Below are 16,418 nucleotides of genomic sequence, written 5' to 3'. Positions count from 1 at the left end.
CGCTCGCTCTTGGCACGTAATCGTGGCACAGTAAAAAATATGAAGCTGACCATCCTCGGAAGTTCCGGAAGCCTGGGCGCCCCCGACAACGCTGCCTCCGGGTACCTCATTCAGGTGGATAACGCCCCCGGTATCCTCATGGACATGGGGCCAGGTGTCCTAGCGCAGCTCGAACGAGTCCAGAATCCCTCCGATGCGCATGTCGTTTTTTCGCACCTGCATGCTGACCATTGCGTCGATTTTCCTTCCCTCTTGGTGTGGCGTCGCTACCACCCGACGGCGGCAGCGAAGGGACGTAATCTGTGCTTTGGCCCCTCAGATACCCCCATCCGAATGGGGCGTCTGAGCTCGGATTCTGTGGATAACATCGACGATATGTCGGACACCTTTGCGTTTACACCGTGGGAAAATGCACAGGAAGAGCTGGTCGGCCCTGTGTCTATCACGCCCTATTCGGTTGTGCACCCGATTGAAACATTTGCCCTGCGCGTGGAACATAAACGCTCGGGCAAAGTTGTTGCGTATTCCGGCGATAGTTCCTATACAGAGAACTTGATCGACTGCGCGCGGAACGCCGATGTATTTCTCTGTGAGGCTACGTGGGGAGAGACTAGCGAGGGCAAAGCCCCCAACATGCATATGAGTGGAGCGGAGGCCGGTCGCATCGCGCGCCTTGCCGGGGCAAAGCGGCTCGTGCTCGTACATATACCGCCATGGGGGAACGCCGAAGCAACCCTTGAAAAGGCACGATCTGAGTACGACGGCCCCATCGATATCTCCTACCAAGGCATGGAAATCAACATCTAGTCTCTTGGTCGGAGAGTAGCTGCAGTAGTGTGGTGGCATGACTAATTCGAACTTTAAGCGCGCCGATGGCCGCGCAGTTGACCAAATGCGTACCGTGAAAATCACCCGTGGTTTTACCACTAACCCTGCGGGAAGCGTCTTGGTCGAGTTCGGTAACACCCGAGTTATGTGCACCGCTTCCGCAGAAATTGGGGTACCGCGCTTTAAACGAGATTCCGGCGAAGGCTGGCTCACCGCCGAGTACGCCATGCTCCCGGCGGCAACGTTGGATCGTAACCCGCGCGAGTCGATGCGCGGAAAGGTGAAAGGACGCACCCACGAGATCTCTCGTCTGATCGGGCGTTCACTGCGCGCCGCTGTGGATCTCTCCGAGCTGGGGGAGAACACCATCAACATCGACTGCGATGTTCTGCAAGCTGATGGTGGGACTCGCACCGCATCGATCACGGGTGCGTATGTGGCGCTTGCCGACGCCATCACTCATCTGCAAAAGCAAGGCGTCGTTCCAGGCAACCCGCTGAAGGATCCCGTGGCTGCTGTCTCTGTTGGTGTTATCGACGGAACCGTGTGCCTTGACCTGCCCTATGAAGAGGACTCCCGTGCCGACGTAGACATGAACATGATCATGCAAAGCGGCCGTTTTGTGGAGATCCAAGGAACCGGCGAGCACAATACCTTTGACCGTGATGAACTCGCACGCATTCTCGACTTCGCCGAGAAAGGCTGCGCGGAGCTGGTAGAGGCGCAAAAAGCAGTCTTGGGGATTGCATGAGAATCCTCGTCGCATCTAATAACGCCAAAAAGCTCAAAGAATTAGAAGTCATTCTGGAAGCAGCTGGTATCTCGGGCGCGGAGATCGTTCCGCTCAACGCTGTGGAACCCTACGCAGAGCCTAAAGAAGACGGCCGGCATTTTGCCGACAATGCCTTGATCAAGGCACGCGCTGGGGCGAAGCACACCGGCCTTATCACCATCGCGGATGATTCCGGTCTGGCGGTGGAAGAGCTCAACGGGATGCCCGGTGTCCTTTCTGCCAGGTGGTCGGGCGGGCACAGTGACGACGCAGCCAACAACAACCTTCTCCTGAATCAGATGGGAGATGTACCGGAGGGGCGTCGACAAGCAGCATTCGTGTCCGTATGTGCTTTGGTGACCCCCGACGGGGAAGAACACGTTGTTGAGGGGCGCTGGGAAGGGCGGCTGCTGACCGCACCCCAGGGCGACAACGGCTTTGGCTACGACCCGCTGTTTGTACCGGCGGAAGAAGACGCCGCAGGCACACGCCGCAGCTCGGCTGAGCTCTCGGCGGAGGAAAAGAATGCACTTTCTCACCGCGGAAAGGCGCTCACCCAGTTGGTTCCTGTGATCGCGCGGATCATCCAGGACGCGTAGAAAACACCAAAGCTCGGCACTAGGTTTGTACGTCTAGTGCCGAGCTTTATGCGTGGGCGTTTAGCGCTGCTTAGGACTCGTTGAGCTGGAAAGTCTTCTCAACATCTTTGCGGCGCCATGCCTCGACAAAGAAGGAAAGGAAAGGCACCACGCCGCCGAGGGCCGTGATCAGCCACTTGGCCGGCTCCCAACGCGCCTTGGTTCCCAAGTTCAAGGAAGCCACCAGATACACAATGTAGAGCAAACCGTGAACCTGGGCGATGTACTTGCCCCACTCAGGGATTTCCATTCCCAGTCCGTACTGACAAATCATCCGCACGACGAGGACGAGCAGCATAACGCCGGTTGCCCACGCAGAAATAGAGAAATAACGAAGGGCCTGGCGCACACGACGCTTACGCTCCGGGTGAATCGGGGTAGAGGTAGTCGTAGTCATACTGCTTTACAATCTCCTAGTTTTGATACTCGGTTAACAAGCCTACAGACAAACATCCATGGCAGCGATCAGAGCATTAACGACGACGTTTTTGCTGGTTAAGCTGGTTGAACTCTTCTACGCTCAAGGTCTTGCGCTGGGGCAGGAACGACTCATCGATCTCAGTGGAACTCTTTTCCTCCTGGGGCACTGCAGTAAAAGGAAGCTTTTCTTGTGCGTGCTCTTCGGCTTCTGTTGCGTTGCCATACAGCTCGGCATCGCTGGCATAGCGCTGATTCTCATACTCCATGAGCTTGCGATACGCATAGATGAAGAATCCACCGAAAAATGGCCACTGCAACGCATAGCCCAAATTCTGGAATGAGCCACTTCCAGACCTGAAGCGCGTCCACTGCCACCAAGCGAGCGAGAGAGTTGCTGCGACAACAACCACGAGAAAAACAATGTGCCATAACCGGACTCGGAAACGCCGTGGCTCAGTGGCCGTGGGCAGATCTGGGGACGTCTGGTCGGAGTTATTCACAGTGTCTTAGGATACCCGCTAACGTGGGAAAACCAACTTCTTCTTAAGCACAAGAACCTGGCGTTTTTCAAAATCACCCAATGACCCGTATAATCATCACACGTTGCGCAGTGAACCTGCGCTAAGCGCCCGTGGCGGAATTGGCAGACGCGCTGGATTTAGGTTCCAGTGTCTTAGGACGTGAGAGTTCAAGTCTCTCCGGGCGCACAGTATGAAAAGACCGTCTAACTGGGTTAGGCGGTCTTTTTCTTTTACCTTGCGTAGCTTTCCGCATCCCTTTTTGCTACTTGGCCCTAACTCACATCCGAAAACATTGTTCATCGCGGTATTGATGTGAGCAGTATGGCTGCAAGCGCTCTGGAAAGCCGATCACATCGTGGTTAGGTAATCACGATAGAGCAGCATTATGGATCCCCCTCCAATAGCAGAAGTCCTGCCTGGTTTCTCCGGATAAAGAAGACCAAACAGGACTAGTGCTGTAGCACGTTAATTCTGAAGAACAGTTTGAGGTGCGTCGTGGGTGTTTTCAACCGTCACACTAGGTTCACGATTATCTGAGCGCTTGGGCGCGAAACTCCACCATGTCACCATGCGCCAGAGGCACTCTAAGGGGCCTTGCCCAAGGGTACGATCCCACACCCAGCTCAGCACCATCTGGAAGACAAGCATCCCTGCGGTAAAGAGGAATGCGATGTCCCGAGCTTTTGGAGAATCGGGCAGACTAATCACTGCGCTAGCGGCCAGCATGATGAGCGTCGCACCGATGTAGTTGGTGAGTGCGAGGCGTCCCATAGGCGCAAAAGCTGTTTGTAGGAACGATCGAGCTGGCGTGTGCATCAGAAGAATTGCCAGGCAGATCCATATGGCAGCGATAGCGAGTCCTGCGATCGCTGACTCAGTGCTAAAGCCCGCGTTGCTTTTGTTCTGCCACTGCATCCAACCCGCAACAAGAGCGAAGGGGGTGAAAATGATCAGCGCATATGCCGGGATTCGGTGGTTCTGGGCTAGTACCGCAGGAACACCAAATTGTGCGAGGCCGCTACCCAGGAGGAACAAGCCAGGAATGAGAAGTGGCCCGCCGAGAGGGGCTGCAAGAACAGTTGCTATGACACCGAATGCTAAAACCCAGGCTCGGGGCATATACGTGGAGGGGAGAAGAATGAACAGGGCGGCTGCGGCATAGAATAGGAGTGCTTCGCCGGGGTGAACAAGTTGATGGAGTCCACCCAAGGCGGCGATGAAGAGGAAGCGGCGCAACAACGGGATGCGCCCGTAGTTCTTGGACCACATCAAGCCGAATCCGATGCCGAAGAGCAAAGAAAAGATCGGAAAGAAGCGTTGTTGCACTAGTAGCTGCATAATGTTGTAGGAGAAGCTTCGAGACGCAGCAGCTTCCCATACAGTGCCAATGTTGGCGAAGGCAATTCCACACAATGCTATTCCTCGAACAACGTCGAGCCATTCAATACGATTTTTCACGCGTTCTATCTTTGCCAATAGATCGTGCGTTGTAATCGGCCTAGGAGATGAAAATCCCTGAGCGCAGGTCGGCCGAAAGTATTACGTAGACATTTCCCCGGAACGCCACAACGCTGCGGCAATCTCCACTCTGTTTCGCACGAGTAGACGGTCTTGAATTCGTGCGACGTGGGTTTTTACCGTGGAAAGCGAGATGAAGAGGTCCGTGGCGATTTCTTGATTTGTGCGTCCATGCGCAATGAGCCGTGCGACTTCAAGCTCTCGACTGGTCAGTGGGAGTTCGGAGGAAGCGTCGTTAAGCTTGGATCGGCGTGCAAGTAAGAGCGACAGCACTTCTGGGGAAATGAGGACATCGCCGCGATGCGCAGAACGAACAGCCTCTACAAGTAGTTCCGGCCCAGAGTCTTTGAGCAGATACCCGCGTGCACCATATTTCAAGGCGGTGTCCACGTAGGTGTCATCGTTAAACGTGGTGACCATCATCGTAGATACGTGAGACGCGATCTGCTTGGCGACGTCTAAGCCGTTCATCCTCGGCATACGGATATCCAACAAGGCGACATCCGGGCGCAGTCTGGTGATAGCGTCAAGCGCCTCCGCGCCGTCAGAGGCTTCGTAGAGAATCTCCATGTCGGGCTGCGACCCGAGAATCATATGAAAACCGGTGCGCACCATGGCTTGATCGTCGGCAAGCACGATACGAATCATGGGATTACTGCCTCTACTTTCCAACCAGTTCCATGCGGGCATGCATGAAAAGTTCCTCCGAGCGTACGTATGCGTTTTCCTAGGCTATACAGTCCGCTGCCGGAGCCACTGTCTAAGCCGGGGGCGGGGATGCCACCTGAATCTTCAACGACTACTTTTAGCCCTTGCGGAATGTCTTCCAACATTACCGATACCGCTGCGCCATGGGCGTGTCTGAGCACGTTGGTGAGTGATTCGGACACCACGCGTTCTGCAGTAATGAGTGCTTTGGTGATCGCCTGGGTTTGGGCGGTGAACGTAGTCTCCCCGGAGAAGTCGTCGACTAGGCGCTCGATGTCTGCGATTGTGGCGCTTACTGGTGCAGTGCGTGCTTGGGATACGGTGTCTCGGATCGCCTCCAGAGCGCGCTTTCCAGAAGACTCGATCTGTTCCAGGAGTTGGCGCGAAGCAGAATCGGCCTGTGCTCGTCCCGCCTGTGCCAGGACGACGATACCCGCGATTTCGTGAGCCACAACGTCATGGAGATCATCCGCAATATCGCTTTTTACTTGTGCTCGGATTGCGCCTTCATGCTCTTTCAAACGTGCACGTTCCGAGTGGATGATGGTGCCAATGGCAAAACTCACTATGGTTGCGATGACAACAAGCAGCCACACGATAATCATGGATACATCGGAGAACACTAGCCGAAGCGGAATGAGCATCGCAGCGATTGCAGTGATGATGGACATCCAGCGGGGAGAAGCCGGCGAGGTGTTGGCAGCCAAGACGCCTGCCAATATGACTAATGACCAGTTGGCCGCGATCGTCCAGTAGCTTCCCAACGCATAACCGACGGCGACTGCAAGGAGGTTTCCCCACAAGGCCAAGTGCCAGCGGTGGTCCTTGATGCCAAGGGTCGTGCACAACCCGGCGGCTAACGCGGGGAGTGCGAGCATAGGTCTTTCTGTCATCGCGACTTCGATGATCAGCGCCAAAGCTAGAGGGAACAGCAGCAACGCAAGTTGAAACCCCATGAGATGACGTCGGAGGAAATTCACGTGATCGATGATAACCGCATCTGTGTACTAGGCGGGGAGAAGTGTGGGCCAGCTCCAAGCACACAAGGCTTTTCTCTAGAAAAAGTTCTTAGTGTATAAGTGCAGATCAGAGATGGTGTTATGGGATTTTAACGGTCAATGTTGAATGCGCTCGTACACTAAAAGGAAAGAACGTACGGAAGCGGTGCGAGGCTCGGTGAGTGGTTCACGATGTGCGTGTGACGCTTAGCGGGTAGGAACGGCAACATTGATAAAAGAAGCTCTCGCACGTGCTTGGCATGGACTAGTAAAGGTGGTTCTCTGTGAGTATTTCGCGGAATTTTGATGAGTACCTGGCGGATCGCGGTTTGGTGCAACTGGCAGAAGTAATTCCAGAGAATGAGTGTCAGGAATTTTGCCCGGCGGATTCTTGGTATGAGGGGCAGCGGGAAGAGCAGCAGTTGGAAGAACAGGGGGCGGCGCAAAACGCCGACAATGACACGTCCGGAGAAAATTTTCCTGGCCAAAGTGTCGGTGGGGAGTTGGCTCAAGCGCAAAAGCTGGTTGAGGATCTTTTGCTCAGCTAGATAGCTGTTTTTGTGGTGGGAAACATGTGTCTAACATCGAGTCGTTTATGTGTTGTAAAGCACTTTTGTGGTGTGAAAAGACACAAAAGGTGACAGTTTCCTCATATTTTGTGGCATATTAGTCAGGCAAAAGTTTTTACGACAATAGTGTCTCTAGAGTCTCTACTTTTTGACCCTATCGGACGCCATTGTCAGTGAACCCGTGAGCGCAGAGCGCCAGTCCAAGACAACAGGAGAGTTACTCAGGTGACTGAACACAGCATCTTTAAAGGGCAGCAGTCCGGATCTTCGCGTCTCGTTGAACGCTTTGATTCCGAGCCTTTTGCGCTCGTATTTGCCGGGCAGGGGTTTGATTGGTTAAAGACCCTCCGCGTATCAGTAGCCCAGGGTGCAGGGAAAACCTTGGAGCCAATCGTTGCAGAGGCAGCGCAACGTCTGATTCCTATTTCAGATGTACTGGCGGTTGCTAGGCCATTTGGTTTTAAGCCATTGGAGTGGGCCAATCAAGAGGACAATGCAAGCGTGGATGCATCCCAAGCCGCTATCAGCGTGCCTGGTATTCTCACGTCCCAACTAGCCACGCTGGACCTGCTGGAAAGCCAAGGCCTGGATGTGGATAAAGCCGCTGCGGTTATTGGTCATTCGCAGGGTGTTTTGGGTGTTCATAGCGTGCGAGACCTTACTCGTGCCGCAGAGATTCTTGCCATTGCAGAAATCATCGGTGCGGTCATCGGGCATCACGCTCGTGTCACAGGACTGGTGGCACGCGGTGGTACCGCTCCCATGGTCTCGATTGACGGCATTACTTGTGAACAATTGGAGTCCGCTATCTCTGCTGCATGCGGCGGCATTGATAAGGACATTCGCCCTGTAGTTGGGCTTAAGAACTCGCGTACTAATTTTGTACTCGTTGGGCGTCCTAAAGACAACGAGGCAGTGCTGAATATTCTGCGCTCGCAGGCAGCAGCTGATGCGCGTGCAGTAGAGGCCAAGAAGCGTGGCGGTTCTGCTTTCGCCCCGAAGATGACCTCGTTGAACGTTCAGGTGGCTTTCCATCACCCAGCTATGCTTCCTGCCGTTGAACGCGTGGTTGAGCTTGCGGAACGCGCTGGTTTGGATGGAGACCTTGCGCGGAACATCGCCATGGACGTCATGGTCACTCCGGTCGATTGGGGTTCTGATGTACAGACCGCGCTTGACCAGGGCGCACGATGGTTCCTTGACGTGGGACCACACGGAGGCGTGGTATCCCTGACCGAGCAAGCACTTCTGGGGCGTGGCGCAATGTCCTTCGCCGTGTGCGGCACAGAAGGCCAAGCACAGCTTTTCGACGCTGGCCGCGCGCCCATCCTCCCGCAGCCTTTTGCGGCTTTCTCGCCGACGCTGATAAAAACTCCTCATGGCGTGCGCGTAAAGACTAAGTTTACTGAGCTCACCGGGCGTAGCCCCATGCTCCTTGCCGGGATGACCCCGACCACCGTTGACCCGGAGATCGTCGCGGCGGCAGCGAATGCAGGCCACTGGGCAGAGCTAGCAGGTGGCGGCCAGGTCACCCCTGAGATCCTAGAAAGCAACATAGCCAAGCTCACCGGCTTGCTGCAACCAGGCGTGAACGCACAGTTCAACTCCATGTTCCTGGATCCTTATCTGTGGAAGATGCAGATCGGTGGCAAGCGGCTGGTGCCTAAGGCGCGGGAAAATGGTGCGCCTATTGACGGCATCGTGATCACGGCGGGTATCCCAGAGCATGAAGAGGCCGTGGCTCTCGTGCACGAGCTGCGTTCTGGCGGATTCCCGTGGGTTGCTTTTAAGCCCGGCGCGGTAAAGCACATCATGAAGATTTTGGCTATTGCCAAAGACGTTCCAGAAACCCCCATCATTATGCAGATTGAGGGTGGCAAGGCTGGCGGGCACCACTCATGGGAGGACTTGGATGAGCTGCTCATCAGTACGTATGCCAAGATCCGTGAGTATGACAACGTGGTGGTGTGCGTCGGCGGTGGCATAGGCACCCCGGAGCGCGCTGCAGACTATCTGACCGGTTCGTGGGCTCGTCATTATGGCTTCCCCGATATGCCTGTCGACGGCATTCTCGTGGGCACGGCTGCCATGGCGACCAAGGAAGCGAAGACTTCTGAGGCCGTAAAGCAGCTGCTGGTTGAGACGCAGGGCACTCAGGAATGGGTCGCAGCTGGTAGCGCAAACCAGGGCATGGCTTCTGGCCTATCGCAGCTGGGCGCGGATATTCATGAGATTGATAATTCCTTTGCCAAGGCTGGCCGTCTTTTGGATTCGGTGGCTGGAGACGCAGAGGCTGTGGCAGCTCATCGCGAAGAGATCATCGCGGCGATTGCTAAGACGGCCAAACCATACTTTGGCGATGTTGAAGACATGACGTACCAGCAGTGGCTTGAGCGCTATCTTGAGCTGTCTGGTCCTGTGGACGGACAGTGGATTGATTCGAGCTGGTACCGCAGGTTCGTGGAGATGCTGCACCGCGCCGAGGCGCGTCTGGTGGCACAGGACCATGGTTCTTTCCCATCGGTTGTCTCTGTGGAAGAGACGGAATCGCCACAGGTGGGCGTCGATACGCTCTGTGCGCATTACCCGGCTGCTGAGACCCTCGTGCACCCGGCGGATGCGGCGTGGTTCCTAGAAGCGCTGGCAACCCCGGGCAAGCCTGCTAACTTTGTGCCGGTCATTGATAAAGATGTGCGCCGTCGCTGGCGTTCGGACTCATTGTGGCAGGCCCATGATGAGCGCTACAGGGCGGATCAGGTCGCTATTATCCCTGGTACGGCTGCGGTTTCGGGTATCACGGTGGCTAATGAGCCAGTCGCTGAGCTGCTTGGTCGTTTTAACGCTGCTACCGTTGATCGCTTGGACGCCGCAGAAGCGGAAGAGGCTCAGGCCAGCGTGGTCGAGCGCGTGCTGAATGCCTCTGGTACTTCATGGGCGGGTCGCCAGGTCGATTCTCTTACCGCCCGACTGGGGACTGCCTCGGAATGGGATGTTGAGGCGAACGTTGCGATGCACGCACCGAGCGGGGCGCGACTTGTGGAACTTGATGCTGAGCACGCCGAGCTTCAGGTGCCGTTGCTGGGGTCTACTGCTCCTGGAGTGGCGGCCAGCATTGCTATCCGTCTCACCATGCCCGAGGACGCGCCAGCCGGTTGTGTACCGCTGGTTACCAGGGAAGACGCAGAAACCGCGATGGAGGGGCTGACCCAGATAGCTGCCGGTGGTGTATTGGGTTCCATGGACGATGACGGCGTGACTGCTGTCTGGCAGAGCGCCCTGAGCCGCGAGGATGCAGCTACCTATGAGACCGTGACTGCCGGCTATCTTCCTGCTTCTGTCGAGTCAGCAGGTATTGCCCCTGACATCCTGGTGGGCAAAGCATGGCCAGCTATCTTCACCGCAGTGCGCAATGCCGTAATCCCGGACTCTGACGGCGCGAAGGTCGTCGAGGGAATGCTCTCCTTGGTGCACCTTGAGCACCATGTCACTATGGTCGACCAGGACTTGTTCTCTCATTGCGTTACCGCCGAGGATTCCTCACCTGTATCCATTGAGGTGAGCGCCCGGGCGGAGGAAATCGTAGACACCACCATTGGACGCATCGTGAGCGTCCGCGCGGAATTGCGTGTCGACGGCACCCTGCTGGCACGCCTCAGCGAGCGCATGGCTATCCGCGGTCGCCGCGGGAATGCCGTAGCCCGGACGAACACCTCTGCTCTTCCCAGTGTCATTGACGCACCCCGGTCCTTCCGCGCGTTTGCAGCCGTCACGGCTCCGCAATCCATGCATCCTTTTGCCGTAGCGACGGGCGACCGAAACCCCATTCACGTGTCCGAGACCGCCGCAAAGCTGGCAGGCCTGGGAGAAGGCGTGATTGTTCATGGCATGTGGACATCTGCAATGGCCGAGCTTATTGCCGCTGGTGGCTACTCCGATGAATCTGTATCCACCCGACCGAATAAGGTCATGGAATATACCGCGACGATGCTCGCGCCGGTGTTGCCGGGCCAAGAAGTAGAGTTCCTGGTTGAGCGCTCGGGCATTGATTCGCGCGAGGGGCGCGGTGAAGTTCGTGAGATCACCGCAACCGTTCAAGGCTCTATAGTCCTTACCGCGACCGCGGTCATGGCTGCACCGACAACATTCTATGCATTCCCAGGTCAGGGCATTCAGTCGCAGGGCATGGGTATGGAATCTCGTGTGCGTTCTGCAGCTGCTCGTGACGTGTGGGCGCGTGCGGATCACCACACCCGCTCTGCACTAGGATTCTCTGTTTTGGACATCGTTCAAAACAACCCAACCGAGGTTCGCGTTGCTGGCGAGACATTCTCGCACCCCAAGGGCGTTCTTTTCCTCACCCAGTTCACACAGGTGGCTATGGCAACCCTCGGTGTTGCTCAGATAGCTGAGATGAAGGAAGCTGGGGCTCTCGACGAGAAGGCGTGGTTTGCTGGCCACTCTGTGGGCGAATACAACGCGCTATCTGCCTATGCAGGCGTTCTGTCCCTTGAGAGCGTAGTAGAGATCGTCTACCAGCGTGGACTTACCATGCATAGGCTGGTGGAGCGGGATCAGGATGGAAACTCCAACTATGGTCTTGCCGCTTTGCGTCCACACAAGATGGGACTCACCGAATCTCAGGTCTTTGATTATGTCGCTGGCATATCCCAAGAATCTGGCGAGTTCCTTGAAATCGTCAACTACAACCTTGCCGGAATGCAGTACGCAGTGGCAGGAACAAGCAAGGGACTCAAAGCCCTAAGCGCTGATGTGGAACACCGCGCGCCGGGCAAGCGGGCCTTCATCATGATTCCTGGTGTCGACGTGCCCTTCCACTCCTCGCATCTCCTTGATGGTGTGGATGCCTTCCGCGAGCACCTGGATTCATTGATTCCAGCGGACGTAGATCTGTCTATGCTGGTCGATCGTTATGTTCCCAACCTCGTAGCACGCCCATTCGAGCTCACCACGGACTTTGTCTCCGCCATACTTGAGGTGGCACCGGCTGAGATTCTTAAAGACGTTCTTGAGCGCTTTGATGAGTTGTCACAAGCACCGGTCACGCTTGCTCGCACCTTGCTGGTGGAGCTGCTGGCATGGCAGTTTGCGTCGCCAGTGCGCTGGATTGAGACGCAAGATCTGATCCTGCGCCCTGTCTCTGAGGGCGGCCTCGGCGTGGAGCGTTTTGTCGAGGTAGGCGTGGGCTCGGCACCGACTATCGCGAACATGATGGGACAGACTCTCCGGCTTCCGCAGTACGACGGCGCCGAGGTGGAAGTACTCAACATTGAGCGCGACCGCTCGATAGTCTTTGCCACCGATGAGTTGACACGTACTGTGGCTGCACAGGCTACCGACGCAGAAGCAGAGTCTGCTGAGGTCGCACAGGATGTTGCAACGGTTCAGGTTGCCGCAGCCGTGGCACCCACTGAGGTCCCGGCGGCCGCTAGTGGCGCTCGCCCAGACGACATTGCCTTTACTCCGGCTGACGCAACGATGATGCTGATCGCGTTGTGGACTAAGGTTCGCCCGGAACAGATGGGCGATGCGGACTCGATCGAATCCCTGGTTGAGGGCGTATCTTCTCGTCGTAACCAGCTGCTGCTAGACCTGGGCGTGGAATTTGGCCTTGGCGCAATTGACGGTGCCGCAGATGCGGAACTGGTGGAGCTCAAGAAGACGGTCTCGCGGATGGCTAAGGGCTACAGCGCCTTTGGGCCAGTGCTTTCCGACGCCGCCAATGATGCCCTTCGCCGAATCACAGGACCTACCGGCAAACGCCCCAACTATATTTCCGAACGCGTAGCGTCCACGTGGCAGCTTGGCGCTGGCTGGGCCGATCACGTTACGGCAGCTGTGGTCATTGGTGCTCGTGAGGGCTCATCCCTGCGAGGGGGAGACCTCGCAACCTTGACGCCTGCGGCACCCTCTAACGCAGCTGAGCTAGATCAGCTTATCGACGCTGCTGTGCAAGAAGTCGCTGCTCGTCAGGGTGTGGCAGTCGCACTTCCGGGTGGCGCATCAGCCGGCGGCGGAGTCGTCGACTCGGCAGCATTGGGCGAATTCGCGGAACAAGTGACAGGCAAAGAAGGCGTTCTTGCAGCGACGGCTCGCACGATTTTGTCCTCGCTGGGCTTGCATGACACCGCAGAAACTCAGTCCCTAGAAGACTCCGATGCAGATGCGGCGCTGTATGAACTCGTGTCTCAGGAGCTAGGCGCTGATTGGCCTCGACAGGTCGCCCCGAGTTTTGACGCCAACCAGGCAGTTCTTCTCGACGACCGCTGGGCTTCGGCGCGTGAGGATCTTTCCCGCGCAGCACTGGGAGAGGGGTCAGTGGATTCCCTCGACCTCACTGGCGCAGGTGAGATCGTTGCGCAGCAAGCTGAATTCTTTGGATTCGAAGAACTCGCTGCACAAGCGCGCTCACAGGAAGCACTCGCGTTTGCTGACGACGTCGCCGTGGTCACCGGTGCCTCACCAAACTCCATTGCAGCTGCGGTAACCGCCGAACTGCTCTCCGGCGGGGCAACCGTGGTCGTCACGACCTCCTCTTTGAACCATTCCCGCCTGCAGTTCTATAAGAATCTGTACCGGGAAAGTGCCCGTGGCGGTGCCGCGTTGTGGATTGTTCCTGCGAACCTCTCCTCCTTCGTGGATATCGACGGCATCATCAAGTGGGTTGGCGAGGAACAAACCGCGACGGTCAATGCCCAAAAGCAAGTGATCAAGCCAGCACTTGTTCCTACGCTCTTGTTCCCCTTCGCAGCACCGCGCGTCCAAGGTTCCTTGTCCGACGCTGGCCCGCAGGCAGAGATGCAGATGCGCCTCTTGCTGTGGTCCGTCGAACGCCTCATCGCAGGGCTATCGGAGTTGGGTACTAACACCCATGTGGGCGAACGACTACATGTTGTCCTCCCAGGTTCTCCCAACCGTGGTCGTTTTGGCGGCGATGGTGCGTATGGCGAATCTAAGGCGGCCCTCGACGCGCTTGTCACACGCTGGAATGTAGAAAAGTCGTGGAAGCCACATACCTCGCTCGTCCATGTTCTCATCGGATGGGTACGCGGAACCGGACTCATGGGTGGAAATGACCCACTCGTCGAGACCGTCGAAGCAGCCGGCGTTACCACCTACTCCACGCAGGAGATCGCCGAGATTCTGATCGGCCAGGTCAGCGCAGAGGTACGTCGTCAAGCTGCAGAAGCTCCGATAACCGTTGATTACACCGGTGGCCTAGCAGAGTGCGATCTCAACTTGGCTGAACTCGCAAGCAGCATCCATTCTCAGGTCTCGGAAGAAACAGATGCACCTGAAGAGAGCGCTCCGACTCTTAAGGCATTGCCTACTCCTGCTTCTACCGCTCAAGAAACCCGTCCAGATTTCCGTGGGCAGGTTCACCAGAATCTGGATGACATGGTGGTTATCGTGGGCGCTGGAGAACTTGGGCCATACGGCTCTGCTCGCACCCGCTTTGAGGCCGAGCTCACCGGCGACCTCGGTGCTGCAGGCGTTCTGGAACTGGCATGGACGATGGGGCTGGTTCACTGGGATGAAGACCCCAAGCCGGGCTGGTATGACGCTGACGATGAGCCTGTGGACGAGGCGGACATCTACGACCGCTTCCATGATGAGGTTCTGGCTCGCGTTGGCGTGCGTCGCTACCATGACGACTTCCACATGGTGGACAACTTTGCTCCAGAGCTCACCACGGTCTACTTGGATCAAGACCTCAGCTTTAGCGTGAACGACAAAGAAACTGCTCGTACCTTTGTTGATTCAGAGCCAGAACTCACCTCAGCGGTGCTGAACAAGGAGACCGGCGAGTGGATAGTCACGCGGAAAGCCGGGTCGGCTGTGCGCGTTCCGCGCAGGATGGCTATGAGCCGATTTGTCGGTGGTCAAATCCCAGAAGGCTTTGACCCCAGCGTCTACGGTATCCCCGCTGACATGGTGGATAACCTAGATCGCACCGCACTGTGGAACCTGGTGTGCACCGTCGATGCCTTCCTGTCCTCGGGATTCAGCCCCGCGGAACTGCTGCGGGAGCTTCACCCCGCACGGGTCTCCTCCACACAGGGAACTGGCCTAGGCGGAATGCAGTCCATGCGTGCGCTGTACATCGATGGTTTGCTGTCAGAGCCTCGCCAAAACGACATTCTGCAAGAGGCACTTCCCAACGTTATGGCTGCTCATGTCATGCAGTCTTATGTGGGTGGATATGGCCAGATGATTCATCCGGTAGCTGCATGCGCAACTGCTGCTGTTTCCGTGGAAGAAGCCGTAGACAAGATCAAGTTGGGCAAGTCTGACTTTGTGGTCGCCGGTGGCTTCGATGACCTATCCATCGAGGGAATCACCGGATTCGGTGATATGGCAGCTACCGCTGACTCTCAAGAAATGACGGCCAAAGGCATAGAAGATCGTTATTTCTCTCGCGCCAACGATCGCCGCCGTGGCGGATTCGTTGAATCTGCTGGTGGCGGAACCGTACTTCTGGCACGAGGCAGCCTGGCCGCTGAACTCGGACTCCCCGTACTCGGCGTGGTTGGATTCGCAGAATCCTTCGCAGACGGAGCGCACTTGTCTATCCCAGCCCCAGGCTTGGGCGCTCTTGGTGCTGCGCGTGGCGGAAAAGACTCTCGCCTTCTCGCGGATCTGAAACACCTGGGAGTCTCCGCGGATGACGTCCGGGTTGTGTCTAAGCACGACACCTCCACGAACGCGAATGATCCCAATGAGTCCGACCTCCACGAGCGTATTGCGCACGCGATTGGTCGAACAGAGGGCAATCCGCTGTACGTGATCTCGCAAAAGAGCCTCACCGGCCACGCAAAGGGCGGCGCTGCTGCATTCCAGCTGATCGGCCTTACTCAGGTTCTGCGCACCGGTGTCGTACCAGCTAATTACAGCTTGGACTGCGTCGATCCTGTACTTGCAAAGCACTCGCACCTGGTGTGGCTGCGTCAGCCGCTCAACATTGGGCAGCTGGCTCCTAAAGCCGGAATCGTGACCTCCCTCGGATTCGGTCACGTGTCTGCACTCGTAGCCATCGTGCACCCAGAAGCCTTCGCAGAAGCTGTTCGCAGTGAATGCGGCGAGGAAGCCCTTGCGACATGGCGTAAGGCTGCCGCAGACCGTGAACTCGCCGGTAGCCGTCGTTTACTCCGCGGCATGATGGGACGGGCCGCGCTGTACGAGCGTCCGGTGGAGCGAAACCTGGGCAGCAGTGGCGACGCTGGCAAGGAACGCGAGGCAGCAGTCCTCTTGAGCGATTCCGCACGACTCATCGACGGCATCCTCGTTCCTACCCCGAATAAGTAGTCTCCCCTGATCAAGGGCCTGCCCCACACCGACATCAACGTGTGGGGCAGGCCCTTGTTCGTGCGCACTACGCATATCGCGTAGATCTCCCACGCGATAAACTTCAAGCGTTCCCGAGAAAA

At 56.9% G+C, this 16,418-nt stretch carries 10 protein-coding genes and 1 tRNA gene; 6 read left to right on the top strand and 5 right to left on the bottom strand.

Features of this window, described 5'->3' with window-relative positions:
* The first annotated feature begins 39 nt into the window (after positions 1 to 39).
* The 3 genes from CBE74_RS21880 to rdgB are packed head-to-tail and all read left to right on the top strand — an operon-like array spanning position 40 to position 2,199.
* A complete protein-coding gene (locus tag CBE74_RS21880) occupies positions 40 to 807 on the top strand; it encodes an MBL fold metallo-hydrolase (RefSeq protein WP_087454441.1) in 768 nt (255 codons plus the stop codon).
* A gap of 37 nt (positions 808 to 844) precedes the next feature.
* On the top strand, positions 845 to 1,579 hold the full coding sequence (gene rph, locus CBE74_RS21875) for a ribonuclease PH (RefSeq protein WP_087454440.1): 735 nt from the start codon (positions 845 to 847) through the stop codon (positions 1,577 to 1,579).
* On the top strand, positions 1,576 to 2,199 hold the full coding sequence (gene rdgB / locus CBE74_RS21870; protein WP_087454439.1) for an RdgB/HAM1 family non-canonical purine NTP pyrophosphatase: 624 nt from the start codon (positions 1,576 to 1,578) through the stop codon (positions 2,197 to 2,199). The genes rph and rdgB overlap by 4 nt, the downstream gene beginning before the upstream one ends.
* 70 nt (positions 2,200 to 2,269) lie before the next feature.
* Here the strand turns inward: rdgB and CBE74_RS21865 are convergent, their stop codons facing one another.
* Both CBE74_RS21865 and CBE74_RS21860 read right to left on the bottom strand, forming a co-directional pair.
* Positions 2,270 to 2,635, bottom strand: coding sequence for a DUF3817 domain-containing protein (locus CBE74_RS21865; protein ID WP_087454438.1), 366 nt, complete (start codon positions 2,633 to 2,635; stop codon positions 2,270 to 2,272).
* Between the two features lie 76 nt (positions 2,636 to 2,711).
* Positions 2,712 to 3,158, bottom strand: a complete 447-nt coding sequence (locus tag CBE74_RS21860) for a hypothetical protein (RefSeq protein WP_087454437.1) — start codon at positions 3,156 to 3,158, stop codon at positions 2,712 to 2,714.
* Positions 3,159 to 3,283: 125 nt separating this feature from the next.
* Here CBE74_RS21860 and CBE74_RS21855 point away from each other — a divergent pair.
* Positions 3,284 to 3,365, top strand: a tRNA-Leu gene (locus CBE74_RS21855).
* Between the two features lie 279 nt (positions 3,366 to 3,644).
* Here CBE74_RS21855 and CBE74_RS21850 read toward each other — a convergent pair.
* The 3 genes from CBE74_RS21850 to CBE74_RS21840 are packed head-to-tail and all read right to left on the bottom strand — an operon-like array spanning position 3,645 to position 6,361.
* Positions 3,645 to 4,673, bottom strand: coding sequence for a DUF418 domain-containing protein (locus CBE74_RS21850; protein WP_087454436.1), 1,029 nt, complete (start codon positions 4,671 to 4,673; stop codon positions 3,645 to 3,647).
* A gap of 45 nt (positions 4,674 to 4,718) precedes the next feature.
* Complete coding sequence (locus CBE74_RS21845; protein ID WP_087454435.1) at positions 4,719 to 5,345, bottom strand: response regulator; 627 nt, start codon at positions 5,343 to 5,345, stop codon at positions 4,719 to 4,721.
* Entirely contained in the window at positions 5,342 to 6,361 is a 1,020-nt protein-coding gene (locus CBE74_RS21840; RefSeq protein WP_087454434.1) for a sensor histidine kinase, read from the bottom strand. Before CBE74_RS21840 ends, CBE74_RS21845 begins: the two co-directional genes overlap by 4 nt.
* A gap of 326 nt (positions 6,362 to 6,687) precedes the next feature.
* Between CBE74_RS21840 and CBE74_RS21835 the strand changes: the two genes are divergently transcribed.
* Positions 6,688 to 6,951 carry a hypothetical protein gene (locus CBE74_RS21835; RefSeq protein ID WP_087454433.1) on the top strand — a complete coding sequence of 88 codons (264 nt, stop codon included), beginning with the start codon at positions 6,688 to 6,690 and terminating at the stop codon, positions 6,949 to 6,951.
* A gap of 246 nt (positions 6,952 to 7,197) precedes the next feature.
* Positions 7,198 to 16,296 carry a type I polyketide synthase gene (locus tag CBE74_RS21830; RefSeq protein ID WP_087454432.1) on the top strand — a complete coding sequence of 3,033 codons (9,099 nt, stop codon included), beginning with the start codon at positions 7,198 to 7,200 and terminating at the stop codon, positions 16,294 to 16,296.
* The last annotated feature ends 122 nt before the right edge of the window (positions 16,297 to 16,418 follow it).

The sequence above is a fragment of the Corynebacterium silvaticum genome, from assembly GCF_002162115.2.
GTDB lineage: Bacteria > Actinomycetota > Actinomycetes > Mycobacteriales > Mycobacteriaceae > Corynebacterium > Corynebacterium silvaticum.
Note: the sequence above shows the minus strand (reverse complement) of the source record. Positions and strands in the feature narration are given on the sequence as shown.